Genomic DNA, 25,405 nt, shown 5'->3' on the forward strand with positions numbered 1-25,405 from the left:
CAGCCGTTCCTTGGTCCGTTCCTTCGTCGAGGTTTCCACCGCTGACTCCCCACCATTGACCGCATATAAGAAGGGTCATATATTTCGTACTAGGTCACCATACAACGCTGGGAGGCGCAATGACCGGGAATGTGCCGCGCGGACGCATCCGCCGCACCATGCCGGTCGCCGGCTTCACCGCGCGCGCCGCCGGCGGACGGATGGTCGCGGCGCTGCGGGAGAAGGCCGGCAACACCGGCGCCGTCGAACGTTTCCACGAGCGCACCGCCGAGCAGTACGCCGAACTCCTCGGCCACTCCAAGGGCGTGTTGATGAAGGCCGGTCAGCTGGTGTCGATGGTCGATGCCAATGCCATTGGCGCCGGCGAACTCTCGCCATATCAGCGGGCGCTGACCCGACTGCAGGCCGATGCGCCGCCGATGGACTCGGCCCTGGCCCGGCGCGTCGTCGAGGACGACCTGGGCCGCCCGATCTCCGCTGTCTTCGCGTCGTTCTCCGACGAACCGATGGCCGCGGCGTCCATCGGACAGGTCCACCGGGCAGTCTTGCACGACGGCCGCGACGTAGCGGTGAAGGTGCAGTATCCCGGTGTGGCACAGGCCATTCGCGATGATCTGTCGAACACCGAACTGCTGGCGACGATGTTCCGGTTCGCGGCCGGGGCGGCGAGCACGTTCGGCGGCGCGATCCTGCCCGATATCGCCCCCGTCGCCGCGGAGATTTCGGAGCGCATCTCCGAGGAGATCGACTACCGCCGCGAGGCCGACCACATCACCGCGTTCCATGAGCTGTACCGCGATCATCCGTTCATCCGGGTACCCGAGGTCGTTCGCGAGGCATCCGGCGACCGTGTCCTCACCATGACGTATCTGAACGGATTGGACTGGGCGGCAGCGCAAGACGTCGATCAGAACTTGAAGGACACCTGGGCCGAGGTGATCACCCGATTCATCGCCGGAGCGTACCGGCACGGCAATCTGTTCCACGCCGACCCACACCCGGGCAATTACCGATTCGGCCTTGACGGCACGGTCGGATTCGTCGACTTCGGCTGCGTGAAGGTGTTATCCGAGGATTTGCGTAGTCGCATTGTGCGCATGATGCGGTCAGCGGTCGACGGGCGCAAATACGAGCTGAGGTCAGTCATGGTCGAAAGTGGATTCTTCACAACCGATTCCGCGCTGACCGCTGAAGACGCTTATCGGTGGTACCAGGGGATCATCTATGAGATTCTCGCGCCCCAACCAGTGACCTACACAGACGAGACATCGCGGCGCGCGATCGCAAACCTCCTAGACGTACGTGATGCTAACCACCTGATGCGGCACATCACAGTGCCGCCCGATCTCGTATTCTTCTCCCGCCTCAATCTGTCGATGAACGCCATCTTCACCGCCTTGCACGCGACCTTCCACGCTCGGGCCGCCGTCGACGACATGGACGGCGTCGCAGAGCCGATCACGGAGTTGGGCCGTCAGCACGTTGCCTGGGTTCGCGAGCGTGGCTTGCCGTTCGGGACGGACGATCATGAGCACCGCTGACGTCAGCGCGGCCCGGCTGCCCTGGGATGCCACCGATCCCTACCCCTTCTACGAGGCCCGGCGGCGCGACGGAGATGTCGTGTGGGACAACGCCGCACAGGGTTGGTTGGTGCTCGGCTACGACGCGGCCCGGCAGGTGCTCGGCGGGTCCGGCTGGACGAGCGACCCGCTGGCCAACCCGGTGGCACGCGCGTCGATGACCATGATGGCGCCGGAGTTCACCAAGGCGTCGATGCTTTTCACCGACGGCGCCGACCACGACCGGCTGCGCGGCGCGGTCCGGGATGCGTTCACCCGCAGCACGATATCCGGGCTGACCGAGGGCGTGGAGACCATCGCCGCCGAGGTCATCGCGCAGGTGCCCACCGGTGAGCCGTTCGATTTCATGTCGCGGATCGCACTGCCGCTGCCGATCGCCGTGGTGGGTGAATGGCTCGACCTCGACCCGGCCCACGCGGCGTCGCTGCGTGAGCTGTCGCCGGCGATCATCCGCATGCTCGGCACCTTGGCCGATCCCGTGGAGGTGGCCGAAGGCTTCGGCGCCGCCGCCGCACTCATGGCGGAGTTCCTGCCACTCGCCGCCGATCGACGGGCTCATCCCGGCGATGACCTGCTCAGCTTCATCGCCACCGATCCAGAGCTGTCCCTCGAAGATGTCGTGGTGACCGCCATCCTGATCGCGGTCGCCGGGCACGAGACCACGGCGAATCTGCTTGGCGCCGGGCTGATTCGACTGGTGCACGAACACGTCGACACCGTTGACGGGGCGGTGATCACCGAGCTGCTGCGGCTCGACGGTCCGGTGCAGTCGACGGTGCGCACGGCGACCGAGAACCACACGGTCGCCGGCGTCGATATCGCCGCCGGCGACAGCGTCGTGGTCGTGGTGGCGGCCGCCAACCGCGACCCGGCGGTGTTCGACGACCCCGACCGCTTCCGATTGGGCCGCACCGGGCCCGCTCCTGTGGCCTTCGGATACGGCGCGCACTACTGCCTTGGTTCTGCGCTGGCCCAGCTGGAGTTGATCGTCGCGTTGCGTGAAGTCCTTGCCCGCCAACCCGTTATCCGCGGAGAGGTCACCTGGCGCGACACACCCGCCATTCGGGGACCGCAGACGTTGCCGGTGGCGTTCAGCTGATGCGGGTTTTCGTCACCGGAGGGACGGGCGCCATCGGCGTCCACACCGTGCCCGCCCTGGTCGCGGCGGGGCATGCCGTCACCGCCTTGGCTCGCGGCGACGCGAAAGCCGCCTGGTTGCGAAGCCAAGGCGCTGAGCCGGTTTCGGTGTCGCTGTTCGACCGTCGCGGGCTGGCCGACGCTTTCGCCGACCACGACGCGGTGATCAATCTGGCGTCGGCGTTGCCGTCGACCACGGCGTTCATCCGTAAATCCGCCTGGGCGGAATGCGAGCGGGTACGTATGGAGGGGTCCGCGACCGTCGTCGATGCCGCGCGGGATGCGGGCGTTCCCAACCTGATTCAAGAATCCGTGGTGATGATCTACCGCGACGGCGGCAGCGACTGGATCGACGAAGACCAGCCTGTCGACCATTACCCGATCACCCGCGGCAACCACGCCGCCGAAGCCAGCGCACATCGGTTCACCGCCGCCGGCGGGCAGGCGACGATCCTGCGGTTCGGCGTCTTCTACGGTCCGCACGCGGCACATAGTGAACAGATCCTCGACATGGCCAAGTGGCACATCGGGTTCTCCCCCGGGCGCCCCGGCACCTACCTGTCGTCGATCCACGTCGCGGATGCGGCGAACGCCGTCGTCGCGGCACTCACGGCACCCGGCGGCACCTACAACGTCGTCGACGACCGGCCACTCACCAAGCGCGAGTACGCCGAGGCCTGCGCCGCCGCCGTCGGGCGCCGCATCTGGATCAGCGGGCCAGGACGGCTGGGACTCCTGCTCGGTGACCGACTCACGTCGATAACGAGGTCACTTCGGGTGAGCAACAAGCGTTTTCGCGAGGCTTCGGACTGGCGTCCCCGCTACCCCAGCGCCGTCGAGGGTTACCGCGCGATGGCGCAGCTACGCTGAAACACATTCCGACGGCGCGGATTCGCACCACGGTGTGACGCCGCGGAAGTGGTAGCGGTGGGTCGCGACCCAGTGGTAGATCCGCTCTTGGAGCGCGCCGATTCCCGGGATGCCATAAACCCACAACGGCAACCGGGTGCCGATCGCCGCGGCCACGGCAGCGTTGGCCGCCTTGGCGCCGCCGAGCACTTCGCCGGAGGAATCCAGCCACCACACCGATTCCATCAGGTGTTCGGGTGCCACGCCGAGTCGTTCGGCGGTGCCGGGCTTCTGCAGCGGTTCGGTGCGGAGCCGGCCGGTGCGATTCATCCGCAGCAACTGATTGCGGGCGCGGGTACACATTCCGCACTTGCCGTCGAAGAACAGCACACCGTCCATGACTTCATCATGCGCCGCCGAGCGCCGCCGGAAACCGTGAGTCGCCACACAGGTGGGCTAGCTGCGCATCACCCGCGGGCGCGATCCCTCGTCGATGATCGCGAGATGGACCCTGCGGGTCAGGATTTGCAGTCCTGTCGGCATCGGCGGCGCGGCGGAGGTGTAGACCGCACCGGTCGGAGTGGTCAGTGTGACGGTGTGGCGGCCGTGCCGGTCGTAGGTTGTGGCCGCGTGCCAGCCGGGTTCTTCTTTGACGTAGTTGCAGTGCGCACATTGGCCTTGACCGTTGTGCACGCTGGTCGGGCCATGCTGCGCGTGCGGCCGGATGTGGTCGGTGTGCCGAATCCTGGCGTTGCAGTACGGGGTCCGGCAGATCTGATCCCGCAACGCGATGAACCGGGCCAGGGCTTTCGGGAACGCCCGGGATTTCGACTCCATCGCCACCAGCTTGTTGGTGCCCGGCTGGGCGTACAGGCGCCGCACCGCGGCCGCGCCCTGCGCATCGAGCGCGCCGACCACGACGAGATCCCGCGCTATTTCGGCCGGGATCGGCCCGTACCCCTCCAGATGCGCCGGTTCTGAGCCACCGCCGAGCAGGGTCTCATCCGAGAGCACCAGGTTCGCCGTCACCGGCACCGGCGACTGCACCGGGTTGCGGCCCGTGACCCGCTGCACCATCACGTCGGCCATGATCTGGTCGTGGGTGCGGCCCAACCCGGCCGGTACCGTCGTGCCCGGCAGTGTCGAGGCCAGCGTGCTCGCCGCCTCATCGGACAGCGCGGTATGCATGGCGCGGCCTTCGGCAGCCGGCAGCCGCACGCTCACGGTGGCCATGCCGTCACCAGCAGGCCGGAACCGGACATGACGCCCGGCCGGCGCGCGGCGCACCCGCTGCACGATCGCCTCCTGATCGAGCCGGTAGGCGATCCGCTTGGCCTCGGCGGTGATCTCGGCATCACCCTTACCATCGAGGGTGGCAGGGTCCGAGCACAATTCGGCATCCAGCAGCCGGCGATCCAACACCGACAGGCACTCGGCCTCTTTGGTGATCAGCTCGGCCCGGTGCTCGGAGAGCACACCCGACTCCAACGCGGCCAGCGTGCACGGCATGTCCGCGACCAGGATGCGGGCCATCGCCATCAACCGCTCACCCCGATGCGGCGACTCGCGCCGCGCCAACCCGATCTCCGAACCCAGCGCGGCCCGCGACACCCGCGGCCCACCCGCCGCGGCCGCCGCCACCCGCCGCGCCTCCAGTTCGGCCGCAATCCGGGCCTGCTGGGCCGCCGCACGCGCCTTGACCCGTTCGAGCTCCGCCATGCGACCCGACAACGCCGCCTCATCGGCCTTGGAATCTACCGACAGAATCTCGAACATACGTTCGATTCTATCGGATACGTATGGTGCACGCCATACCCCAGATAAATGAATTTGCCCCGCTGTAACACGAGGAAATCTGCTCGTACCCTGCAGATTCGATGATGTCCTTGTGTTGATGCATCAGGGAATCGGTCTCGACGCGTTCAACGCCATGCCGAAGCAGCGGGCGGTGCACGCACTGTACGAATGCTGCTACAGCGTGCCGCTGGCCGGCAGCCTGGCCGACGGACGCGCCTACGAAGACCACGACCACCTGTTCCGGCGGGCCGACGACCTCCTCTTCGCGCTCGGCGATTCCTCGGTGGACGCGATCCTGCAGGCCTATCCGCAGCTCGGGCGCCGCCCCGGCAGCGCCCGCTCGCAGTTCGAGCAGTGCGCGGTGTGCGATCGCGACCCCGACCTGATGGCGACCCTGACCGCACACGCCGCGACCTACCGCGACCACTTCGGCTTCGACTTCGTGATGTTCGTCGGCGCCATGAGCGCCAACGAAGTGCTGACCCACATGGCCGACCGCATGCACAACGACCACGAGACCGAGCGCAAGGTGGTCCGTAACGAGCTGGCCCGCATCAACCGGACCCGGCTGGAACGCATGCTCGGGCCTGAAGGCGGCTACAACAACTGGTAACGAAGCCGCCACGGCGTGCCCGCCGCCAGGAAGCGTTCGCCAAGCCTTAGTAGTTTGTACCCGTGCATCAGGAGATCCCCCCGCAGTACGTGCGTTCGGCGAACGCACCGCAGGCCCGGACCCTCATCGACATCCTCTACGCCACGGCCGACCAATATCCCGATGCACCCGCCATCGACGACGGCACCGTCCAGCTCACCTACGCCGAGCTGATCGCCGACGTCGAGGAAAGCGTCGCCTGGCTGGCCGCGCGCGGCATCGGCCGCGGTGACCGCATCGGCATCCGCATGCCGTCGGGCAGCTACGCGCTGTACGTGTCGATCCTGGCGACCCTCGCGACCGGCGCCGCATACGTCCCCGTCGACGCCGACGATCCCGAGGAACGCGCCGCGCTGGTCTTCGGCGAGGCCGGGGTGGTCGGCATCATCACCGAAGCCGGTCTGGTCCGCGGTCCCGGTTCGACCCGGGGCTGGCAGGCCGGCCGCCCGCTGACCCGCGATGACGCATGGATCATCTTCACCTCCGGCTCCACCGGCACCCCGAAGGGCGTCGCGGTGACGCACCGCAACGCCGCCGCGTTCGTCGACGCCGAGGCCGAAATCTTCCTGAAGGACAACCCGCTGGGCCCGGGCGACCGCGTGCTGGCCGGGCTGTCTGTGGCGTTCGACGCGTCCTGCGAAGAGATGTGGCTGGCCTGGCGCCACGGCGCGTGCCTCGTCCCGGCCCCGCGCTCGCTGGTGCGCAGCGGCATGGACCTCGGCCCCTGGCTGGTGTCACGCGACATCACCGTCGTCTCGACGGTGCCGACGCTCGCCTCGCTGTGGCCCGCCGAGGCGCTGGAGGCCGTGCGCCTGCTGATCTTCGGCGGCGAGGCCTGCCCGCCCGAGCTCGCCGAGCGCCTGGCCGTCGAGGGCCGCGAGGTGTGGAACACCTACGGACCGACCGAAGCCACGGTCGTCGCCTGCCTTGCGCCGCTCGGCGGTGGCCCGGTCAGCATCGGCCTGCCGCTGCCCGGCTGGGATCTGGCCGTCGTCGACAAGGACGGTCTGCAGGTTGGCTACGGCGAAATCGGCGAGCTGGTGATCGGCGGCGTCGGCCTGGCCCGCTACCTCGACCCGGAGAAGGACGCCGAGAAGTACGCGCCGATGGAGACCCTCGGCTGGGGCCGCGCGTACCGCAGCGGTGACCTGGTCCGGCTCGAGGCGGACGGTCTCTACTTCCAGGGTCGCGCCGACGATCAGGTCAAGGTCGGCGGCCGGCGCATCGAACTCGGCGAGGTCGACGCCGCACTCGTCAACCTGCCGGGTGTCAGCGGCGGCGCGGCCGCGGTGCGCAAGACCGCCACCGGCACTCCCCTGCTCGTCGGCTACATCGCCAGCACCGACCCCGAATTCGATATCACCAAGGCCCGCAAGACACTTGCCGAGTCGCTGCCCGCCGCGCTGGTGCCGCGCCTCGTCCTGGTCGACGAATTGCCCACGCGCACATCAGGAAAAGTCGACCGCAACGCGCTGCCGTGGCCCGTCGACGGGGCGGGCGACGACAGCCCCGACCTGGACGGCACCATGGGCTGGCTCGCCGGGCTGTGGCGCGACGTACTGGCCTCCCCGATCGACGGACCCGGAGCCGATTTCTTCGCGCTCGGCGGCGGCTCGCTGTCCGCCGCGCAGCTCGTGTCGCTGCTGCGCGAGAAGTACCCGCAGGTCACCGTCGCCGACCTCTACGACCACCCACGCCTGGGCTCGCTGGCCGGCTATCTCGACGAACTCGACCCACCACCGGTGGTCGAAACCCGAAGCGTCACACCGGTTCCTCTGACGACACAGCTGATCCAGACCGCCGCCGCCATCCCGCTCGCGACCCTCGCCGGCATGCAGTGGGTCGTCTGGCTGGCCATCCTGAACAACGCCGCCGCGGCGCTGCACCTGCTGCCCTGGGCCCACACCGTGAACTGGTGGGTGACCCTCGTCGGGTTCCTCGTGTTCGTCACACCGATCGGCCGCATGGGTATCGCCGTGTTCGCCGCCCGCGCCCTGCTGTCCGGCCTGGAACCGGGCACCTACAAGCGCGGCGGATCCGAGCACCTGCGGGTCTGGCTCGCCGAACGGCTCGGCGAGGCCAGCGGCGCCGAAAACCAGGCCGGCGCACCCTGGTTGGTGTACTACGCCCGCGCACTGGGCAACCGGGTCGGCGACGGCGTCGACCTGCACTCGACACCACCGGTCACCGGCATGCTCACCCTCGGCGACCGTTGCTCGGTCGAGCCGGAGGTCGACCTCACCGGGCACTGGATCGACGGCGACCTGTTCCATGTCGGACCCATCAGCATCGGCAACGACGCCACCATCGGTGCCCGCACCACGCTGCTGCCGGGTGCGGTGGTCGGCAAGAACGCCGACGTCGCACCGGGTTCCGGCGTGATCGGCAAGGTCAAGGCCGGTCAGTACTGGAAGGGCTCGCCGGCGGTGAAGTCCGGCAAGGCCCACCACCCGTGGCCCGACGAGCGGCCGGGCCGCGCGCCCATCTGGGTCGCGATGTACGGGGTGACGTCGGTGCTGCTCGGCGGACTGCCGATCCTGGCCCTCGCGGCGGGACTCGCGGTGCTGATTCTGCCGGTGCGCCATACGCATTCGCTGCCGGAGGCGGTCCTGCCGGTCGCGTTGTGGACGCCCGTCGCCGCGGTGGTCGCCATGGCGGTGTACGCCGCGCTGACCGTGATCGGGGTGCGGCTGTTGGCCCTCGGCCTGACCGAGGGCTACCACCCCGTGCGCAGCCGCGTGGGCTGGCAGCTGTGGGCCACCGAGCGCCTGATGGACGCCGCCCGCAACTACCTGTTCCCCATCTACGCCAGTCTGTTGACGCCGTGGTGGCTGCGGATCCTCGGCGCGAAAGTCGGTAAGGACACCGAGATTTCGACGGCCCTGCTGACGCCGAAGTTCACCGAGGTGCTCGACGGCGCGTTCTTGGCCGACGACACCATGGTGGCGTCGTACGAACTGGGTGGCGGCTGGATTCACGTCGCCAAGGCGACCGTCGGCCGGCGCGCGTTCCTCGGCAACTCCGGCATCACCCAGCCCGGGCGCCGTGTCCCCGACGACGGGCTGGTCGCGGTGCTGTCGGCGACGCCGCACAAGGCCAAGGCCGGGTCATCGTGGCTGGGCAGTCCGCCGATCCGGTTGCGCCGTCAGCCAACCGAGGCCGACGCGGTGCGCACCTTCCACCCGTCACTGCGCCTGAAGGTGATGCGGTCGACGGTCGAGACCCTGCGGATCGTCCCGGTGATGGTGACGTTCGGCATCGGCGTGGCCGTCCTCGGCGTCCTGCAGGCCCTCGCCGGCGAATTGGGCTGGGTGTGGGCGGCATTGGGCGCCGGCCTGGTCCTGCTGAACGCGGGCGCCATCGCCGGTGCCATCGCCGTGGTCGCGAAATGGTTGATGGTCGGGCGCATCCGGGCCGTCGAGCACCCCCTGTGGTCGCCGTTCGTGTGGCGCAACGAGGTGTCCGACACCTTCGTCGAGACCGTCGCCGGCCCGTGGTTCGCCCGCGCGGCCAGCGGCACCCCGGTGATGAACCTGTGGCTGCGGGCCCTCGGCGCCGCGATCGGTCGCGGCGTGTGGTGCGAAACCTATTGGTTGCCAGAGGCCGACCTGGTGACGCTGGGCCGGGGCGCGACGGTGAACCGGGGCTGCGTGGTGCAGACCCACCTGTTCCACGACCGCATCATGCAGCTCGACACCGTGGTGCTGGACGAGGGCGCGACGCTCGGTACCCACTGCGTCGCACTGCCCGCCGCCAGCATCGGTGCGGGTGCGACGGTCGGCCCGGCCTCGCTGGTGATGCGCGGCGACGCGGTGCCGGCCTCGACGCGCTGGCAGGGCAATCCGATTGCCCCGTGGGTCGGCAAGAAGCGCAAGTCCGGCAACCGACATAAGGCGCAAGCCGCGTGACCCGAACAAACAAGAAGGACCGCAAAAGCGTTGCGCCGGTGATCGATCCGTACCTGCCCAACAACGGCAACTTCGGTTTCCGCGTCTCCCGCTACGAGCTGAGCCTCGAATACAAGGTGGAGAGCAACCGGCTGACGGGCATCGCCCACATCACCGCGGTCACCCTGGCGTCGCTGAACTGGTTCACCCTGGACCTGTCCGACGACCTGTCGGTGGCCAAGGTCGAGGTCAACGGCCGGCGCCCGGCCAAGTTCCGCACCGTCAACGGCAAGCTGCACATCACGCTGGCCGACCAGCTGCCCGCCGGCGCCGCGATGAAGGTGACGGTGCGCTACGGCGGCAACCCGCGCCCCATCAAATCCATCTGGGGCACAGTCGGTTTCGAGGAGCTGACGGAGGGGGCCCTGGTCGCCGGGCAGCCGAACGGCGCGGCCTCGTGGTTCCCGTGCGACGACCACCCGAGCAGCAAGGCGAGCTACCGCATCGCGATCAGCACCGACAGCCCGTACCGGGTCATCGCCAACGGCGAGCTGGTGAGCCGGAAAACCCGTGCGGCACAGACCTTGTGGGTGTACGAGCTCGCCGAGCCGACGTCGACCTACCTGATCACCCTGCAGATCGGCCGCTACGAGTCGGTGCGCCTGTCCAAATCACCGGTGCCGATGTCCGCCGCCCTGCCGCAGCGGCTGATCCGCAACTTCGAATACGACTTCGGCCGCCAGCCGCAGATGATGCAGCTGTTCACCCGGCTGTTCGGGCCGTATCCGCTGTCGACCGGCTACACCGTCGTCGTCACCGACGACGACCTGGAGATCCCGCTGGAGGCGCAAGGCATTTCGATCTTCGGCGCCAACCACTGCGACGGCCGCCGCAGCGCCGAGCGGCTCATCGCGCACGAGATGGCGCACCAGTGGTTCGGCAACTCGGTGACGGTACGACGCTGGCGCGACATCTGGCTGCACGAAGGATTTGCCTGTTACGCGGAGTGGCTGTGGGCCGAGGAGTCGGGCTGGCGCACCGCCGACCAGCTGGCCGCCCACAATCTGCAGAAACTCCGGGGCCTGCCGCAGAACCTGCTGTTGGCCGATCCCGGGCCCGAGGACATGTTCGACGACCGCGTGTACAAGCGCGGCGCACTGACCCTGCACGCCCTGCGGCGCACCATCGGCGACGCGAATTTCTTTGCGCTACTACGTGATTGGACCACCCGGTACCGGCACTCGACCGCACTGACCGATGACTTCACCGGCCTGGCCGCCAACTACACCGACCAGTCCCTGCGCGGACTGTGGACCGCCTGGCTCTACACGACGGAGCTACCGGCACAGTGAAACCCAGCGGTGTGGCGCGGGTCGCCGTCGCAACGGTGCTCAGCGCGCTCTGCGGCTACGCGATCCTCTACCTCGCCGCGCGCGATCTGGCCCCCGCCGGGTTCTCGGTGTTCAGCGTCTTCTGGGGCGCCTTCGGGTTGTTCACCGGCGCGGCCAACGGGCTGCTGCAGGAGGCCACGCGTGAGGTCCGCGTCGCCCGCGCGGCCGAGCCCCAACCCGGGCCGCATCTGCAGCCCCTCCGGGTGGCCGCGCTCGTGGCCGTCGCCGCGGGCCTGCTGATCGCCGGCACCGCCCCGCTGTGGGCGGCGCACGTGTTCGTCGAATCCACCCCGCTGAGCGTGACGCTGCTGAGCGTCGGCCTGGCCGGCTTCTGCTTGCACGCCACGCTCCTGGGCGTGCTGGCCGGGGCGGACGGCTGGACCCAGTACGGCACGCTCATGGTCACCGACGCCGGTATCCGGGTCGCCGTCGCGGTCGCCGCGTTCGTCCTGGGCTGGGGGCTGGACGGCTATCTGTGGGCCACCGTTGCCGGGTCGATGTCGTGGCTGATCCTGCTGCTGGCCTCCCACGTGGCCCGGTCCGCGGCCGCCATCCACACACCCGGCACTCCGCGGACGTTCCTGACGGGCTCGGCGCACTCGATCGCCGCCGCGGGCGCCAGCGCCGTGCTGGTGATGGGCTTCCCCGTGCTGCTGCAGGCCACGTCCCGGGACCTGGGTGCCACCGGCGGCGTCATCATCCTGGCGGTGACGCTGACCCGCGCCCCGCTGCTGGTTCCGCTGACCGCCATGCAGGGCAACCTGATCGCGCATTTCGTCGACAACCGCAGGCTGCGGGCCCTGCTCACGCCGACCCTCGTCCTCGCCGGGCTGGGCGCGCTGGCGGTGGTGGCCGCCGGGCTGCTCGGGCCATGGCTGCTGCGCACGCTGTTCGGGCCCGAGTACGCCGCGAGCGGCGCGCTGCTGGCCTGGTTGACAGCCGGCGCCGTCGCCATCGCCTTTCTGACCCTGACCGGGGCCGCCACCGTCGCCGCCGCGCTGCACCGCGCCTACGCGGTGGGCTGGGTGAGCGCCACGGTGGCCGCGGCACTGTTGTTGCTGCTGCCGCTGGACCTCCAGACCCGGACCATCGTCGCGCTGATGTGCGGACCGCTGGTCGGAATCGTCGTCCACCTGGCCGCGCTCGGCGCGATCCGGCGTCCCTGAGCGTGTAGTTTCGGCAGCAACATGTCCCTTTACCGCGACGTCTGGATCGTCATCCCCGCGTACAACGAGGCGAGCGTCATTGCCGACGTCGTCGCCGACGTGCGCGCCGTCTTCCCCAACGTCGTCGTCGTCGACGACGGCGGCCGCGACGACACCGGCGACCGCGCCTTTGCCGCCGGTGCCCACGTCGTGCGTCACCCCGTGAACCTCGGGCAGGGCGCGGCCATCCAGACCGGCGTCGAATACGCCCGATCCCGCCCCGGGGCACAGTTCTTCGCCACGTTCGACGCCGACGGTCAGCACCAGGTCAAGGATGTCGTGCGGATGCTCGACCGGCTGCAGGCCGAGGACCTGGACATCGTCATCGGCACGCGGTTCGCCGACCAGCCGCCCGACCGCATGCCGATGCTCAAACGGCTGCTGCTGCCGATCGTCGCCAAACTCAGCCGGTCCAGCCGCCAGCTGCACCTGACCGACGCGCACAACGGGCTGCGGGTGTTCAACAAGACCGTCGCCGACGGATTGAACCTGACCATGAACGGCATGAGCCACGCCAGCGAGTTCGTCGCGCTGATCGTGGAGAACCAGTGGCGGATCGCCGAACAGCCGGTGCAGATCCTGTACACCGACTATTCGATGTCGAAGGGTCAGCCGCTGGTCAACGGCGTCAACATCGTCGTCGACGGGCTGCTGCGCGGGAGGTTGCGCCGATGATCTGGACCAAGGCATTACTGATCGGCGCGGTGGTCCTGCTGCTGGCCTACCTGTTCTCGTCGCGGCGCAACGCGCAGTCGCGGGCGTGGGTGAAGGTCGGCTACGTGTTCTTCGTGCTCGGCGCCATCTACGCGATCCTGCGCCCCAACGACACCACGGTGGTGGCGCACTGGCTCGGCATCGGCCGCGGCGCCGACCTCTTGTTGTACGCGCTCGTCATCGCGTTCCTGTTCACGACGATCAGCGCGTACATGCGCTTCAAAGACCTGGAATTGCGGTACGCCCAGCTGGCCCGCGCGGTGGCGCTGGAAGGCGCGCGGGTGCCCGATCCCGAGCCGCCGACCCGTCAGGTCTGAACGCCCAGACTCCCCAGCATCGTGGCCAGCAGTTGGATGCGGCCATCCTCGAGTTCGGGCTGCGGCAGCACGGCGCGGATCAGCGCCGCGCCGTCGAAGGTGTTGACCATGACGGCGACGATCAGCATCAGCAGTTCCGGCGGCAACTGATCGGCGCCGGGCATCTCCTGCGCGGTCTCGTAGATGTTGCGGCCGTATTCGACGAGGGCGCCCTGCAGCGTCGTCCGCAGCTTCTCGTCGGTGCGCGCCGCGACCATCAGCTCGTACATCACCGCATTGGTCGCGTTGCCGCTGATGTCACGCAGCGCGATCAACGCGCCTTCCAGAGCCGGCCGGTCCGAAGGGATTTCGGCGATCTGCTTGCTGAACTGCTCCAGCTGACGGCGCATGACCTCCAGCGCCGTGGCGGCCATGAAGTCACCCATGGTGGCGAAATGCTTGAACAGCGCGCCGTCGGAGACCTCGGCCCGACGCGCGATCACCGCCGCCGAGGCGCGGGCATAGCCGACCTCGACGATGGTGGCGATCGCGGCGTCGAGAAGGCGGGCCCGCGTCTCTTCGCGGCGTTGCTGTTGGGTTCTGGCCATGTCAGACCGCTTGCGCCACCGGCAGTTTCGCGCCACGCGCGGGCAGGTAGTGGCCGGACTTCACCGTGTCGCCGTAGCCCTCGACGAATTCACCGTCGCGGAACACCACCTGACCACCCACACCGGTCGCCACCACGGCGGCGTCGCTGCGGTTGACCATGCGGCTCAGGCCACCGTAGAACTCGACCGAATCCTCGTGGTACGCCTCGAGTCCGGCGTCGAGGCCGGCGGGGTCGATCACCACGAAGTCGGCGCGCTCACCCTGACGCAGCGTGCCGGCCTCCAGGCCGAACCAGTCGGCGACCTCACCGGTGAGCCGGTGCACGGCGTGCTCGGTGGTCATGAACGGGCGGCCGGCCTTGTCGGCGTCCTGCACGCGGCGCAGCATCCGCAGCGCGTAGTTGTAGAACGCCATATTGCGAAGGTGCGCACCGGCATCCGAGAAGCCCATGTGCACCGACGGTTCGACGGCCAGCTTGTCGAGCTGCTTGGGACGGTGGTTTGCCACGATGGTGGTCCAACGCGTGTTGCGCTCGCCGTGCTCGACGAGGACGTCGAGGAAGGCATCGAGCGGGTGGCTGCCGCGCTCGTCGGCGATCTGGCCAAAGCTCTTGCCGATCAACGACTTGTCGGGGCATTCGACGATGGTCGAGTCATGGAAGTCGCGGTGCCACAGCGTCGGGCCCAGCACCTTCTTGTCGAACGACTTGCGGAACCGGCGCCGGTACTCCGGGTCGGCCATCAGCTTGTTGCGCTCCAGCTGGTCGCGCAGATGCAGCGCGGCGGTGCCCGCACCGAACTCCTCGAAAACCGGGAGATCGATTCCGTCCGAATACAACTCGAACGGCACCGGCAGGTGCTGGAAGCGGACCTTCGAGTTCAGGACCTTGTTGGCCAGGCGCGTCACCGGACCCAGCAGGTACACCGCGCCAGGCGAGGACTTGGCATCGGCGGCCACCAGCAGGCTCATGCGCACGCCGGCGCGACGGCCGAACCAGCCGCTGCTCTCGAGGAAGAAGTTCAGGGCCTCTTGCAGTTTCGCGACGTTGGGCGCGCTCTGCAGGATGCGGCCGCGCTTGCGCAGCACCTTGATCAGGCGGCGGCGCTCACGCCACGTGGCGAAGGTCGACGGCAGCGCGCGGGACCGGAAGCGGTCACCGTCGAGCTTGTCGATCGCGGCGTCCATACCGGACATGCCGAGCATGCCGGCGTCCAGGGCGGCCTCGAGCCGCGACGCCATGGTCTCGAGCTCGGCGTTGGTCGGGGTGACGTTCGGGGTCGTCGCGCGGTCCAGACCCAGCACCGAGGTGCGCAGGTCGGAGTGGCCCAGCAGCGAGCTGACGTTCGGGCCCAGCGGCAGGGCCTCGAGCGCCTGCACGTACTCGGCGGGTCCGGACCACGACCGGTTCTCCTCGAGCGCGCCGACGACGAACTTGCGCGGCACCGCCTCAACGCGGCTGAACAGGTCGGCGGCGTCGTCGTTCTCGGCGTAGACCGTCGACAGCGAGCACATGCCCAGCAGCACGGTCGTCACGCCGTGGCGGACGGACTCCCGCAGGCCCGGATCGAGCAGCACCTCGGCGTCGTAGTGGGTGTGGACGTCGATGAAGCCCGGCGTCACCCACTTGCCCTTGGCGTCGATGACGTCGGGGCAGCCCGTCTCATCGAGCGGCTGTGCCGACACCGTCGCGACGACGCCGTCGCGGATACCCAGATTGCGCAATTGCGGCGTGCGGCCGGTGCCGTCGAACCACAAGCCGTCTTTGACGATCACGTCGTAGGTCATGACGTGAGACTAGGACAGAAAGTGAGTGCTTACAATCTTTTTCTGCGTATTCGCAGTTCAGGCGCGGAAGAAGTCCACCGTCCGGGCCACGCCCTCAGCCAGCGCGACCTTGGGGCTCCACCCCAGCACCTGCTGCGCACGGGTGTAGTCGAGGCGGGATTTGCGCAGGTCACCGAGGCGCGGCGGGTGCATCTCCGGGGCGTCTGGCACGCCGACGGCCGCGGCGATCGCGGTGTGCAGCTGCGCCGTCGACGTCTCGACGCCAGTGCCGACGTTGAACCGCTGCCCACCGCCGGCTTCGCCGCCGGCTCGCACGAAGGCGTCGACGACGTCGTCGACGAACACGTAGTCGCGGGTGTCGGTGCCGTCACCGAAGATCTTGGTGGGCCGCCCGGCCAGCAGCGCCTGGCTGAAGATCGCGACCACACCGGCTTCGCCGTGCGGGTCCTGGCGCGGGCCGTAGACGTTGGCGGGCGCGATGTGCGAGCAGTCCAGGCCGTACAAGTTGCGGAACATGTTGAGGTAGACCTCGCCGCACACCTTGCTGGCGGCGTACGGGGACGACGGATCGACCGGCATGTCCTCGTTGGTCGGGTAGCCCGGCGGGACGCCGTAGATGGACCCGCCCGACGAGGTGTGGACCACCTTGCGCACGCCGTTGCTGCGCGCCGCCTCGGCCAGCCGCACGGTGCCGACGACGTTGACCGAGGCGTCGAACGGAGCGTCCGTCACCGACCGTGCGACGGAGATCTGCGCGGCCAGGTGGAAGATCACCTCGGGCTGCTCTTCGGCCACGATGGCGTGCAGATCAGCGTCGACGATGTCGGCCTTCACGAACTCGAATCGCGGGTTGCCCTCGGCATCAGCGAGGTTGTCGACCTTGCCGCTGCTCAAGTCGTCGAGCCCGACGACGTCGTGTCCTTCGGACAGGAGCCGGTCGACGAGCGTCGACCCGATGAACCCGGCAGCACCAGTGACAAGTGTTCGCACGGCGCAACCATACCGACGGTTGCTGCGTGACGCCCCGTACAGTCGACAAGAGTGAACTGGGTCGCCCGAACCGCCGCCGCACTGGTGGCGCTGCAGCTGATACTGCGGGCGGTTCTGGCATTCGGCGGCTACTTCTACTGGGACGACCTGATCCTGATCGGCCAGGCCGGCACCCATTCCCTGCTGTCGCCGGACTTCCTCTTCAACGACCACGACGGGCACGTCATGCCCGCCGGATTCCTGCTCGCCGGGGTGCTGACGCGGCTGGCGCCGCTGAACTGGTTCTGGCCGGCCCTGAGCCTGGTGCTGCTGCAACTCGTCGCGTCGGTGGCGCTGGTGCGCGCCCTGCGCGTGATCCTCGGCTGGCGCCCGGTACTGCTGGTGCCGCTGACGTTCGCACTGTTCACGCCTCTGGGCGTGCCGGCGTTCGCCTGGTGGTCGGCCGGGCTCAACGCGCTGCCGATGGCGGCGGCCATGGCGTGGGTCTGCGCCGACGCCATCCTGCTGGTCCGCACCGGAAATCCGCGGTACGTGTGGACCGGCTGCCTCGCCTATCTGGGCGGGCTGGTGTTCTTCGAGAAGTCCGCGGTGATTCCGTTCACCGCGTTCGCGGTGTGCTGGCTGCTGGTGTACGTCACGGGCGCACGTACCTCGGTATGGCGCAAGGGCCTGCGGCTGTGGCTGGGGCTGCTGACCATCACGATCGGCTGGGTCGGGGTCTATCTACTGGTGGTCAACCAGAAGCGCTGGACGCTGGACCTGGCGATGACGTGGGAGCTGTTGGCGCGGTCCGTCACGCACGGGCTGGTACCGACGCTGGCCGGCGGGCCGTGGGATTGGCAGCGCTGGGCGCCCGCCTCCCCGTGGGCGACGCCCGGCCCGGTCGTCATGGTGCTGGGCTGGCTGGTGCTCGCCGCCGTGGTTGCGGTGTCACTGCTGCGGAAGCGTCGACTGGGCCCGGTCTGGCTGGCCGCCGTGGGCTACGTGGTGGCGTGCCAGGTACCGATCTATCTGATGCGCTCGTCGAAGTTCACCGCCCTGGAGCTGGCGCAGACGCTGCGTTACCTGTCCGATCTCGTCGTGGTGCTGGCGCTGCTGGCCGCCGTCGCGTTCTGCGCGCCCAACCGGAGCAGCCGGTTCGACGACTCCGCGCGGCGACGGGCCGTCGTCGCCTGTGCCGCAACACTATTCGTGGCCAGCAGCCTGTACTCGTGGGCGACCTTCCTGCCCAGCTGGCGCGACAACCCCACGCGCGCCTATCTCGTCAACGTCGAGGCGGCGCTGGCCAACGCACCCCGCGGCGTGCCGCTGCTGGATCAGGAAGTCGATCCCCTGGTGCTGCAACGCGTGGCATGGCCACAGAACCTGGCGAGCCACATGTTCGCCCTGCTGCGCGACCGTCCTGAATTCGCTTCCAGCACAACCTCTTTGCAGATGCTCACTGCGACCGGTCAACTGGTACCGGCCAAGGTGACGTGGACGCGCACCATCGCGCCCGGCCCGGCACCGAACTGCGGCTACCTCGTACAGACCGACGCACCGGTCACCATGCCGCTCGACGGCCCACTGCTGCCGGCCGACTGGACCGCCGAGATCAACTACCTCGCCAACAGCGACGGGTCCCTGACCATGTCTCTGCCCGAGGGGCGCGAGGCCCGCGTCCCGGTGCACCCCGGCCTGAACCGGGTGTTCGTCCGGCTGCCCGGCGCCGGGGCCGCGATCCAGGTGAAGGCCAACACGTCGGCGCTGTCGGTGTGCGTCGCCTCCGGGCCGGTGGGGTTCCTGGCGCCCAAATAGCCGCGCAAAAAACCGTCCCCTTCCGGGGCGGTGCCCACTCCTACCTGTGTCAGCAAGTCCACAAGGGCCTGTGACCACCGGAAAAGGAGAACTCCCATGACCACCACCACCGGGACCGCAAACGGCAAGCGCATCGCACTGGCCGCGCTCATCGGCACGGCTGCGCTGTACGTGGCCCCGCTGGCGCTGACGACGCCCATCGCAAGCGCAGATTCCCTGGCCGAGCGCTGCACAAAAGGCAACGGCACTTTCGCGCTCGGGACGCGATCGGACGGGTCGATCGTCGCGAGCTGCACGACGACCAACTCGGACGGCGTCAAAACGCAGTGCTCCGAAATCAATCACAAACCGCAGGGCTGCATCACCGTGCCGCGGACGGCTGTGAAGGGCCCCCACATCCCGACCGGTGACCTCGTCCCGGTTCAGGTCGATCGCTCCTGACCCCCGTCGTCCACCGCCCGAAAAGGAATCCAGCAATGAACACGAACTCGATGATCAAGCCGACCTTGGCCGCCCTGCTGAGTGCTGCCGCGCTGTATGCCGTTCCGGCGATCCTGTCCGCACCAGGTGCCAACGCCACGGTCGGCAGCGATTGCATGGGTTCGAACCAGACCTACGAATCCAAAGTCGCGGGCGGGCACTCCTACGAGGCTTGCACCACGACCGACAAGAACGGCGATAAGACGAAGTGCTCGTACGTCGACGGAAAGGCTCAGGGCTGCATCGCCGTCCCGATGCGCAAGCCGAAGTTCAACCTGGACCCGAGCGTGGTGGCACCGGTTACGGAAACGCCGTCCGCGGGCCCGCACGTGCAGCCCGAACAGCGCCGGTAGCGCAAAAAGTTGTGGAGCCACCCAGGGGAATCGAACCCCTGACCTATTCATTACGAGTGAATTGCTCTACCGACTGAGCTAGGGTGGCGCGCCCCACCGAGGCGGGGCGGGACGAGTCTACGGGACGCGTCCGGCGCAACCAAAGTCAGTTCCGTTGTCCGGCCCGGAGCGCCTGGCCCATGGTCGCCACCATGGCGTCTACCGCGAACTTCGGCTTGACGTTGGTGGCCAGCGCCTCGCGGCAGGCCAGCACCGCCTCGATGCACCGCAGCAGCTGGTCGGCGGGCACGTGAGCGGCCATCGCGGCGGCCTTGTCACCCATGTCCGGATGGTTGGCGGCGGCCACGCCCGTCGCCCCCGACGACACCAGCAGCGCATCGCGGAAATAGGTGGCCAGGTCGACCAGCGCCCGGTCCAGCGCGTCGCGCGAGGCCCGGGTCTGGCGCGACTTCTGCCGCTTCTCCAGATCCTTCAGCGCGCCCGCGGCGCCCCGCAGCGCCCCCGCCGCGCCTTTACCGGTGCCACCGGCGCCCAGCGCCGTCTTGAGCTCCTCGGTCTCGGCCTCGTTGCGGCCGGCCGTCAGCGCCACCGCTTCGGCCTCGGCCGAGGCCACGAGCTCCTCGACCGCCGCGTACGCCCGCGCCGGCGTCGCGGCGTCCCGGGCCAGGCCCAGGGCCCGCTCCCGGCGTGACCGTGCGTCGGGGTCGGTCGCGAGCCGGCGGGCCCGGCCGACGTGGCCCCCACTGACCGACGCCGCCCAGCGCGCGTCGGTCTCGGACAGTCCGTCGTTGTCCATCAGGACCTGCGCGATGGCGTCGGCCCGCGGCGTCGTCAACGCCACGTGCCGGCACCGCGACCTCAGCGTCACCGCGATGTCCTCGGGATCGACCGACGGCGCGCACAGCAGGAACACCGTCGACGGCGGTGGCTCCTCGACGACCTTCAGCAGCGCGTTGGCGGCGCCCTCGGTGAGCCGGTCGGCGTCTTCGACGACGACGATCTGCCAGCGGCCGGTTCCGGGCCGCCGGGACGCGGTCTGCACGATGGCGCGCATCTCGTCGACACCGATCGACAGCCCCTCGGGAATCACGCGCCGGACGTCGGCGTGCGTGCCCGCCATGGTCGTCGTACACGCGCGGCAGGCGCCGCAACCCGGACCGCCTTCGGCGGCCTCCGCAGTGCACTGCAGCGCCGCAGCAAAGCACACAGCGGCGATGGACCGGCCCGAACCGGGCGGCCCCGTGATCAACCACGCATGCGTCATGCTGCCGGTTGTGAGCCCGCTGTGAGCCGAATCACCCCGGGCCGCCCGCGCTGCGGCCACCAACTCGGCTTCCACGGCATCCTGGCCGACCAAACGCGAGAAAACTCCGCTCATCGCGCCCCACAGTAACCGTCGCAGGCGACACGAACCTGCGCGCAGCGGCAATATCCGTCGCCCCGGCCGGATACGGTTAGCGGGTGGCCACCGATGTAGAGCACATCGGGCGAATCAGGGGGTTCGTCCGATGGGTGGCGCGCACGCCGTGGCCGGTGTTCACGCTGAGCCTGCTGCAGGCCGACATCATCGGTGCGCTGTTCGTTCTGGGCTTCCTGCGGTTCGGTCTGCCGGCCGAAGATCGCATCCAGCTCCAGGACCTGCCTGCGGTGAATCTGGCGGTGTTCCTGGCCGTCCTGTTCGTCTCGTTCGTCGTGGCGGCCTGGCTCAGTCTGCGACTGCTGATCCCGGTGATCCGCTGGCAACGGCGGGACACCCTGCACGGCGACGCCGACGACCCCGCATTCACCGAGCTGGCCCGGACCCGGGCGCTCAAGATGCCGTACTACCGGACGCTGATCAGCGTCGGGAACTGGTTCCTCGGCTCGGTGGTGTTCATCATCGCCAGCTGGCCGGTGGCGAGCCGCTCGGCGCCGTTCGTCGCCGTGGCCAGCGCGCTCGGCGCCACCGCGACCGCGATCATCGGCTACCTGCAGTCCGAGCGGGTGCTTCGGCCCGTCGCGGTCGCCGCGCTGCGCGACGGGGTGCCGGAGAACTTCCGGGCCCCCGGCGTCATCCAGCGCCAGGTGCTGACCTGGGTGCTGTCGACGGGCGTGCCGCTGCTGGCGATCATCGTGGCCCGGCTGGCCGGCCAGTACACGACCTTCATCGCCCAGAACGACCAGCTCAACACCCCGATCCTGCTTCTGGCGATCACCGCGCTGGCCGTCGGCCTGGCCGGCAACATTCTGGTCGCCATGTCCATCGCCGACCCGCTGCGCCAGCTGCGGTGGGCCCTGGGTGAGGTGCAGCGCGGTAACTACAACGCGCACATGCAGATTTACGACGCCAGCGAGCTGGGCCTGCTGCAGGCCGGATTCAACGACATGGTGCGCGACCTGTCCGAGCGGCAACGTTTGCGCGACCTGTTCGGCCGCTACGTCGGCGAGGACGTCGCCCGCCGCGCTCTGGAGCGCGGCACCGAGCTGGGCGGCCAGGAGCGCGATGTCGCGGTGCTGTTCATCGACCTGATCGGGTCGACGCAGCTGGCCTCGACGCGGCCTGCCGCCGAGGTCGTGTCGATCCTCAACGAGTTCTTCCGGATCATCGTCGACACCGTGAACCGGCACGGCGGGTTCGTCAACAAGTTCCAGGGTGACGCGGCGCTGGCCATCTTCGGCGCCCCCATCGAGCACCCGGACGCCTCCGGTGCCGCGCTGGCCGCGTCCCGCGAGCTGCACGACGAACTCGTGACGGTGCTGGGCACCACGGAATTCGGCATCGGCGTCTCCGCGGGCCGGGCCATCGCCGGCCACATCGGCGCGCTGGCCCGCTTCGAGTACACCGTGATCGGCGACCCCGTGAACGAGGCCGCCCGCCTCACCGAGCTCGCCAAGCTCGAAGAGGGCCACGTGCTGGCGTCCGCGATCGCGGTCAGCGGCGCGCTGGACGCCGAGGCCCTGTGCTGGGATGTCGGCGAGACCGTCGAGCTGCGCGGCCGGTCCGCGCCGACACAGCTGGCGCGGCCGCTGTCGCTGGCCTCGCCGCGGCCGGCTCCAGAAACCGAAGCCGCGAGTTAGGCCTTCTTCGCGGCAGCCTTCTTCGTCGGCGCCTTCTTGGCGGCCGTCTTCTTCGCCGCCGTCTTCTTGGCAGCGGTCTTCTTGGCGGCCTTCTTCACCGGGCCACGAGCACGCCTGTCGGACAACAACTCCGAGGCCCGCTCATCGGTGATCGACATGACGTCGTCGCCCTTGCGCAGGCTCGCGTTGGTCTCACCGTCGGTGACGTACGGACCGAAGCGGCCGTCCTTGATCACCATCGGCTTGCCCGACACCGGATCGGTGCCCAGCTCACGCAGCGGCGGCGTGGCCGCGCCTTGGCGCCCACGGCGTTTCGGCTCGGCGTAGATCTTCAGCGCCTCTTCGAGCGTGACGGTGAACATCTGCTCTTCGGTGGCCAGTGAGCGAGAGTCGCTGCCGCGCTTGAGGTATGGGCCGTAGCGGCCGTTCTGCGCGGTGATCTCCTCGTTGCTCTCCGGATCGACACCGACGACGCGCGGCAACGACAGCAGCTTCAGCGCGTCGTCGAGCGTGACGGTCTCCAAATCCATTGAGCGCAAGAGAGATCCGGTACGCGGCTTGGGGCCGACGGGCTTCTTGGTCTTCTTCGCGCCGGTGCCGGCATCCGGCTCCTCCGGCGGCGCCGGCAGCACCTCGGTGACGTACGGCCCGTAACGCCCGTCCTTGGCGACGATCTCGTGCCCGGTCTCCGGGTCGACACCCAGGACCCGGCCCTCTTGCGGTGTGGCGAAGAGCTTTTCGGCCAGTTCGAGGGTCAGCTCGTCGGGCGTCAGATCGTCATTGAGGTTGGCGCGCTGCGGTTTCAGCTCACCGGGGTTCTCGTCATCGGCGATCATCCGCTCCAGGTACGGCCCGTTGCGGCCGACGCGGACGTTGATCGCACGTCCTTCGGCGTCATCGAACAGCTTGATGGAGTTGACTTCTCGCGCGTCGATACCTTCGAGGTTGACGCCCACCAGCTTCTTCAGGCCACCCTCGCGGGCCACCGAGCCCTCGACGCCGTGGTCGCCACCGAAGTAGAAGTTGGTCAGCCAGTTGGTGCGCTGCTCGTTGCCGGCGGCGATCTCGTCGAGTTCGTCCTCCATGGCGGCGGTGAAGTCGTAGTCGACCAGACGCCCGAAGTGTTGTTCGAGCAGCCCGACGACGGCGAACGCCACCCAGGCCGGCACCAGGGCGCTGCCCTTCTTATAGATATAGCCGCGGTCCTGGATGGTCTTGATGATCGACGAGTACGTCGACGGGCGACCGATGCCCAGGTCTTCCAGCGCCTTGATCAGCGAGGCCTCGGTGTACCGGGCCGGCGGATTGGTGGTGTGCCCGTCGGCGGTGAGCTCGGCGGCATCCACGCGCTGACCCTGGGTCAGGTTCGGCAGGCGGCTCTCGGCGTCGTCGGCCTCGCCTCCGGCCTGTTCGTCGAGGCTCTCGACGTAGGCCTTGAGGAAGCCGGCGAAGGTGATGGTGCGGCCGGAGGCGCTGAAGACGACCTGCTCGCCCGTGCGGGCCTGGCCGGAGATCCGCAGGCTCAGGGTGGTGCCGCGGGCGTCGGCCATCTGGGAGGCGACGGTGCGCTGCCAGATCAGCTCGTAGAGCCGGAATTCGTCGGTGTCCAGCGCGCCGTGCAGCTGACCCGGGGTCTGGAACACGTCACCGGCGGGACGGATGGCCTCGTGTGCCTCCTGGGCGTTCTTGACCTTGCGGGTGTACTGCCGCGGCGTCGGGTGCACGTACTCCGGGCCGTACAGCTGCCCGGCCTGGGTGCGCGCGGCGTTGATCGCCGACTCCGACAGCGTCGTGGAGTCGGTACGCATGTAGGTGATGTAGCCGTTCTCGTACAGCCGCTGCGCGATGCTCATCGTGCGCTCGGAGGAGAACCGCAGCTTGCGGCCGGCTTCCTGCTGCAGCGTCGAGGTCATGAACGGGGCGTAGGGCTTGCGCGTGTACGGCTTCTGCTCCACCGAGCTGACGGTCAGCGACTCGCCGCGCAGCCCCGCGGCCAGGGCACCCGCGCCGGCCTCGTCGAGCACCAGCACCTCGTCGGGCTTCTTGACGGCGCCGAGGGAGTCGAAATCGCGGCCCGTGGCCACGCGCCGGCCGTCGACGGTGTTGAGCTTGGCGGTGAACCTGGGCGGCGACGCCTCGGGGTCGGAGACGCTGGCGTCCAGCTCGGCGGTGACGTCCCAGTAGCCGGCGCTGCGGAACGCCATGCGCTCCCGCTCACGCTGCACGATGATCCGGGTCGCAACCGACTGCACACGGCCGGCCGACAGCTTCGGGGCGACCTTCTTCCACAGCACGGGGCTGACCTCGTAGCCGTAGAGGCGGTCGAGGATGCGGCGGGTCTCCTGCGCGTCGACCAGGGCGATGTCGAGGTCACGAGGGTTCTCGGCGGCGGCCAGGATGGCGGGCTCGGTGATCTCGTGGAACACCATGCGCCGGACCGGCACCTTGGGCTTCAGCGTCTCGAGCAGGTGCCAGGCGATGGCCTCACCCTCGCGGTCACCGTCCGTCGCGAGGTAGAGCTCGTCGACACCCTTGAGCAGGTCCTTGAGCTCGGTGACCGTGGCCTTCTTATCGGGGCTGACGATGTAGAGCGGCTCGAAGTTGTCGTCGACGTTCACGCCGAGGCGCGCCCAGGCCTCACCTTTATATTTGGCCGGCACGTCCGCGGCGTTGCGCGGGAGGTCGCGGATGTGTCCGCGCGACGATTCGACGACATAGTTGGAGCCGAGGTAACCGGCAATCTTGCGCGCCTTGGTAGGCGACTCGACTATGACGAGTCGCCGGACCCGGCTGCCGCTACCGGCACCATCGAGGTCAGCCACCGTA

20 protein-coding genes and 1 tRNA gene are annotated in these 25,405 nt (G+C 68.9%); 13 read left to right on the top strand and 8 right to left on the bottom strand.

Annotated elements, in window-relative coordinates; genetic code table 11:
* The first annotated feature begins 119 nt into the window (after positions 1–119).
* From BR47_RS0106550 to BR47_RS0106560, 3 genes are read left to right on the top strand one after another with little or no spacing between them, the layout of a single operon-like run.
* The gene (locus BR47_RS0106550; protein WP_029118970.1) at positions 120–1,541 is read left to right on the top strand and encodes an ABC1 kinase family protein; all 1,422 of its coding nucleotides are present in this window, start codon (positions 120–122) and stop codon (positions 1,539–1,541) included.
* Entirely contained in the window at positions 1,528–2,679 is a 1,152-nt protein-coding gene (locus BR47_RS0106555) for a cytochrome P450 (RefSeq protein WP_029118971.1), read from the top strand. The genes BR47_RS0106550 and BR47_RS0106555 overlap by 14 nt, the downstream gene beginning before the upstream one ends.
* Positions 2,679–3,587 carry an NAD-dependent epimerase/dehydratase family protein gene (locus BR47_RS0106560; protein ID WP_029118972.1) on the top strand — a complete coding sequence of 303 codons (909 nt, stop codon included), beginning with the start codon at positions 2,679–2,681 and terminating at the stop codon, positions 3,585–3,587. The genes BR47_RS0106555 and BR47_RS0106560 overlap by 1 nt, the downstream gene beginning before the upstream one ends.
* Here BR47_RS0106560 and BR47_RS0106565 read toward each other — a convergent pair.
* Positions 3,579–3,965: a thiol-disulfide oxidoreductase DCC family protein gene (locus BR47_RS0106565; protein WP_029118973.1), complete on the bottom strand. Its 387-nt coding sequence runs from the start codon at positions 3,963–3,965 to the stop codon at positions 3,579–3,581. The two genes, BR47_RS0106560 and BR47_RS0106565, sit on opposite strands and share 9 nt — an antisense overlap.
* A gap of 57 nt (positions 3,966–4,022) precedes the next feature.
* The gene (locus BR47_RS0106570) at positions 4,023–5,342 is read right to left on the bottom strand and encodes an HNH endonuclease (RefSeq protein ID WP_029118974.1); all 1,320 of its coding nucleotides are present in this window, start codon (positions 5,340–5,342) and stop codon (positions 4,023–4,025) included.
* Positions 5,343–5,454: 112 nt separating this feature from the next.
* Here BR47_RS0106570 and BR47_RS0106575 point away from each other — a divergent pair, with 112 nt between their 5' ends.
* The 6 genes from BR47_RS0106575 to BR47_RS0106600 all read left to right on the top strand — a co-directional run bounded on the left by BR47_RS0106575 (position 5,455) and on the right by BR47_RS0106600 (position 13,529).
* Complete coding sequence (locus tag BR47_RS0106575) at positions 5,455–5,976, top strand: 2-oxo-4-hydroxy-4-carboxy-5-ureidoimidazoline decarboxylase (protein WP_020100944.1); 522 nt, start codon at positions 5,455–5,457, stop codon at positions 5,974–5,976.
* Positions 5,977–6,038: 62 nt separating this feature from the next.
* Complete coding sequence (locus tag BR47_RS0106580) at positions 6,039–9,923, top strand: Pls/PosA family non-ribosomal peptide synthetase (protein WP_029118975.1); 3,885 nt, start codon at positions 6,039–6,041, stop codon at positions 9,921–9,923.
* Positions 9,920–11,254: a M1 family metallopeptidase gene (locus tag BR47_RS0106585; protein WP_029118976.1), complete on the top strand. Its 1,335-nt coding sequence runs from the start codon at positions 9,920–9,922 to the stop codon at positions 11,252–11,254. Before BR47_RS0106580 ends, BR47_RS0106585 begins: the two co-directional genes overlap by 4 nt.
* Positions 11,251–12,459, top strand: a complete 1,209-nt coding sequence (locus tag BR47_RS0106590) for a polysaccharide biosynthesis protein (protein WP_020100947.1) — start codon at positions 11,251–11,253, stop codon at positions 12,457–12,459. Before BR47_RS0106585 ends, BR47_RS0106590 begins: the two co-directional genes overlap by 4 nt.
* Before the next feature lie 21 nt (positions 12,460–12,480).
* On the top strand, positions 12,481–13,173 hold the full coding sequence (gene ppgS / locus BR47_RS0106595; protein ID WP_020100948.1) for a polyprenyl-phospho-N-acetylgalactosaminyl synthase PpgS: 693 nt from the start codon (positions 12,481–12,483) through the stop codon (positions 13,171–13,173).
* A complete protein-coding gene (locus tag BR47_RS0106600; protein WP_020100949.1) occupies positions 13,170–13,529 on the top strand; it encodes a DUF2304 domain-containing protein in 360 nt (119 codons plus the stop codon). Before ppgS ends, BR47_RS0106600 begins: the two co-directional genes overlap by 4 nt.
* On the opposite strand, the gene BR47_RS0106605 is transcribed toward BR47_RS0106600, so the two are convergent.
* The 3 genes from BR47_RS0106605 to BR47_RS0106615 are packed head-to-tail and all read right to left on the bottom strand — an operon-like array spanning position 13,520 to position 16,892.
* Positions 13,520–14,116, bottom strand: a complete 597-nt coding sequence (locus BR47_RS0106605) for a TetR/AcrR family transcriptional regulator (RefSeq protein ID WP_020100950.1) — start codon at positions 14,114–14,116, stop codon at positions 13,520–13,522. The two genes, BR47_RS0106600 and BR47_RS0106605, sit on opposite strands and share 10 nt — an antisense overlap.
* A 1-nt stretch (position 14,117) precedes the next feature.
* A complete protein-coding gene (locus tag BR47_RS0106610) occupies positions 14,118–15,902 on the bottom strand; it encodes an N-acyl-D-amino-acid deacylase family protein (protein WP_029118977.1) in 1,785 nt (594 codons plus the stop codon).
* A 57-nt stretch (positions 15,903–15,959) separates the two neighbouring features.
* A complete protein-coding gene (locus BR47_RS0106615) occupies positions 15,960–16,892 on the bottom strand; it encodes an NAD-dependent epimerase/dehydratase family protein (protein WP_029118978.1) in 933 nt (310 codons plus the stop codon).
* A gap of 51 nt (positions 16,893–16,943) precedes the next feature.
* On the opposite strand from BR47_RS0106615, the gene BR47_RS0106620 reads away from it, so the two are divergent.
* The 3 genes from BR47_RS0106620 (at position 16,944) to BR47_RS0106630 (ending at position 19,522) form a co-directional block, all read left to right on the top strand.
* On the top strand, positions 16,944–18,689 hold the full coding sequence (locus BR47_RS0106620; protein WP_029118979.1) for a hypothetical protein: 1,746 nt from the start codon (positions 16,944–16,946) through the stop codon (positions 18,687–18,689).
* Positions 18,690–18,785: 96 nt separating this feature from the next.
* On the top strand, positions 18,786–19,130 hold the full coding sequence (locus BR47_RS0106625; protein ID WP_029118980.1) for a hypothetical protein: 345 nt from the start codon (positions 18,786–18,788) through the stop codon (positions 19,128–19,130).
* Between the two features lie 35 nt (positions 19,131–19,165).
* Complete coding sequence (locus tag BR47_RS0106630; protein ID WP_029118981.1) at positions 19,166–19,522, top strand: hypothetical protein; 357 nt, start codon at positions 19,166–19,168, stop codon at positions 19,520–19,522.
* A gap of 12 nt (positions 19,523–19,534) precedes the next feature.
* Here the strand turns inward: BR47_RS0106630 and BR47_RS0106635 are convergent.
* Both BR47_RS0106635 and BR47_RS0106640 read right to left on the bottom strand, forming a co-directional pair.
* Positions 19,535–19,610: transfer RNA gene (locus BR47_RS0106635), tRNA-Thr, on the bottom strand.
* A gap of 57 nt (positions 19,611–19,667) precedes the next feature.
* Positions 19,668–20,900, bottom strand: a complete 1,233-nt coding sequence (locus tag BR47_RS0106640) for a DNA polymerase III subunit delta' (RefSeq protein ID WP_029118982.1) — start codon at positions 20,898–20,900, stop codon at positions 19,668–19,670.
* 83 nt (positions 20,901–20,983) lie between these two features.
* On the opposite strand from BR47_RS0106640, the gene BR47_RS0106645 reads away from it, so the two are divergent.
* Positions 20,984–22,579 carry an adenylate/guanylate cyclase domain-containing protein gene (locus BR47_RS0106645; RefSeq protein ID WP_029118983.1) on the top strand — a complete coding sequence of 532 codons (1,596 nt, stop codon included), beginning with the start codon at positions 20,984–20,986 and terminating at the stop codon, positions 22,577–22,579.
* Here the strand turns inward: BR47_RS0106645 and topA are convergent.
* On the bottom strand, positions 22,576–25,401 hold the full coding sequence (topA, locus tag BR47_RS0106650; protein WP_029118984.1) for a type I DNA topoisomerase: 2,826 nt from the start codon (positions 25,399–25,401) through the stop codon (positions 22,576–22,578). The two genes, BR47_RS0106645 and topA, sit on opposite strands and share 4 nt — an antisense overlap.
* Positions 25,402–25,405: the final 4 nt, after the last annotated feature.

Source organism: Mycobacterium sp. UNC410CL29Cvi84 (genome assembly GCF_000686745.1).
Classification (GTDB): Bacteria; Actinomycetota; Actinomycetes; order Mycobacteriales; family Mycobacteriaceae; genus Mycobacterium; species Mycobacterium mucogenicum_B.

What these genes read in the sequence shown, in the direction of transcription:
- BR47_RS0106570 (WP_029118974.1), bottom strand. Translation starts at nt 5,342, where the DNA reads ATGTTCGAGATTCTGTCGGTAGATTCCAAGGCCGATGAGGCGGCGTTG.
- ppgS (WP_020100948.1), top strand. Translation starts at nt 12,481, where the DNA reads ATGTCCCTTTACCGCGACGTCTGGATCGTCATCCCCGCGTACAACGAG.
- BR47_RS0106555 (WP_029118971.1), top strand. Translation starts at nt 1,528, where the DNA reads ATGAGCACCGCTGACGTCAGCGCGGCCCGGCTGCCCTGGGATGCCACC.
- BR47_RS0106610 (WP_029118977.1), bottom strand. Translation starts at nt 15,902, where the DNA reads ATGACCTACGACGTGATCGTCAAAGACGGCTTGTGGTTCGACGGCACC.
- BR47_RS0106565 (WP_029118973.1), bottom strand. Translation starts at nt 3,965, where the DNA reads ATGGACGGTGTGCTGTTCTTCGACGGCAAGTGCGGAATGTGTACCCGC.
- BR47_RS0106625 (WP_029118980.1), top strand. Translation starts at nt 18,786, where the DNA reads ATGACCACCACCACCGGGACCGCAAACGGCAAGCGCATCGCACTGGCC.
- BR47_RS0106560 (WP_029118972.1), top strand. Translation starts at nt 2,679, where the DNA reads ATGCGGGTTTTCGTCACCGGAGGGACGGGCGCCATCGGCGTCCACACC.
- BR47_RS0106550 (WP_029118970.1), top strand. Translation starts at nt 120, where the DNA reads ATGACCGGGAATGTGCCGCGCGGACGCATCCGCCGCACCATGCCGGTC.
- BR47_RS0106640 (WP_029118982.1), bottom strand. Translation starts at nt 20,900, where the DNA reads ATGAGCGGAGTTTTCTCGCGTTTGGTCGGCCAGGATGCCGTGGAAGCC.
- BR47_RS0106600 (WP_020100949.1), top strand. Translation starts at nt 13,170, where the DNA reads ATGATCTGGACCAAGGCATTACTGATCGGCGCGGTGGTCCTGCTGCTG.
- BR47_RS0106630 (WP_029118981.1), top strand. Translation starts at nt 19,166, where the DNA reads ATGAACACGAACTCGATGATCAAGCCGACCTTGGCCGCCCTGCTGAGT.
- BR47_RS0106605 (WP_020100950.1), bottom strand. Translation starts at nt 14,116, where the DNA reads ATGGCCAGAACCCAACAGCAACGCCGCGAAGAGACGCGGGCCCGCCTT.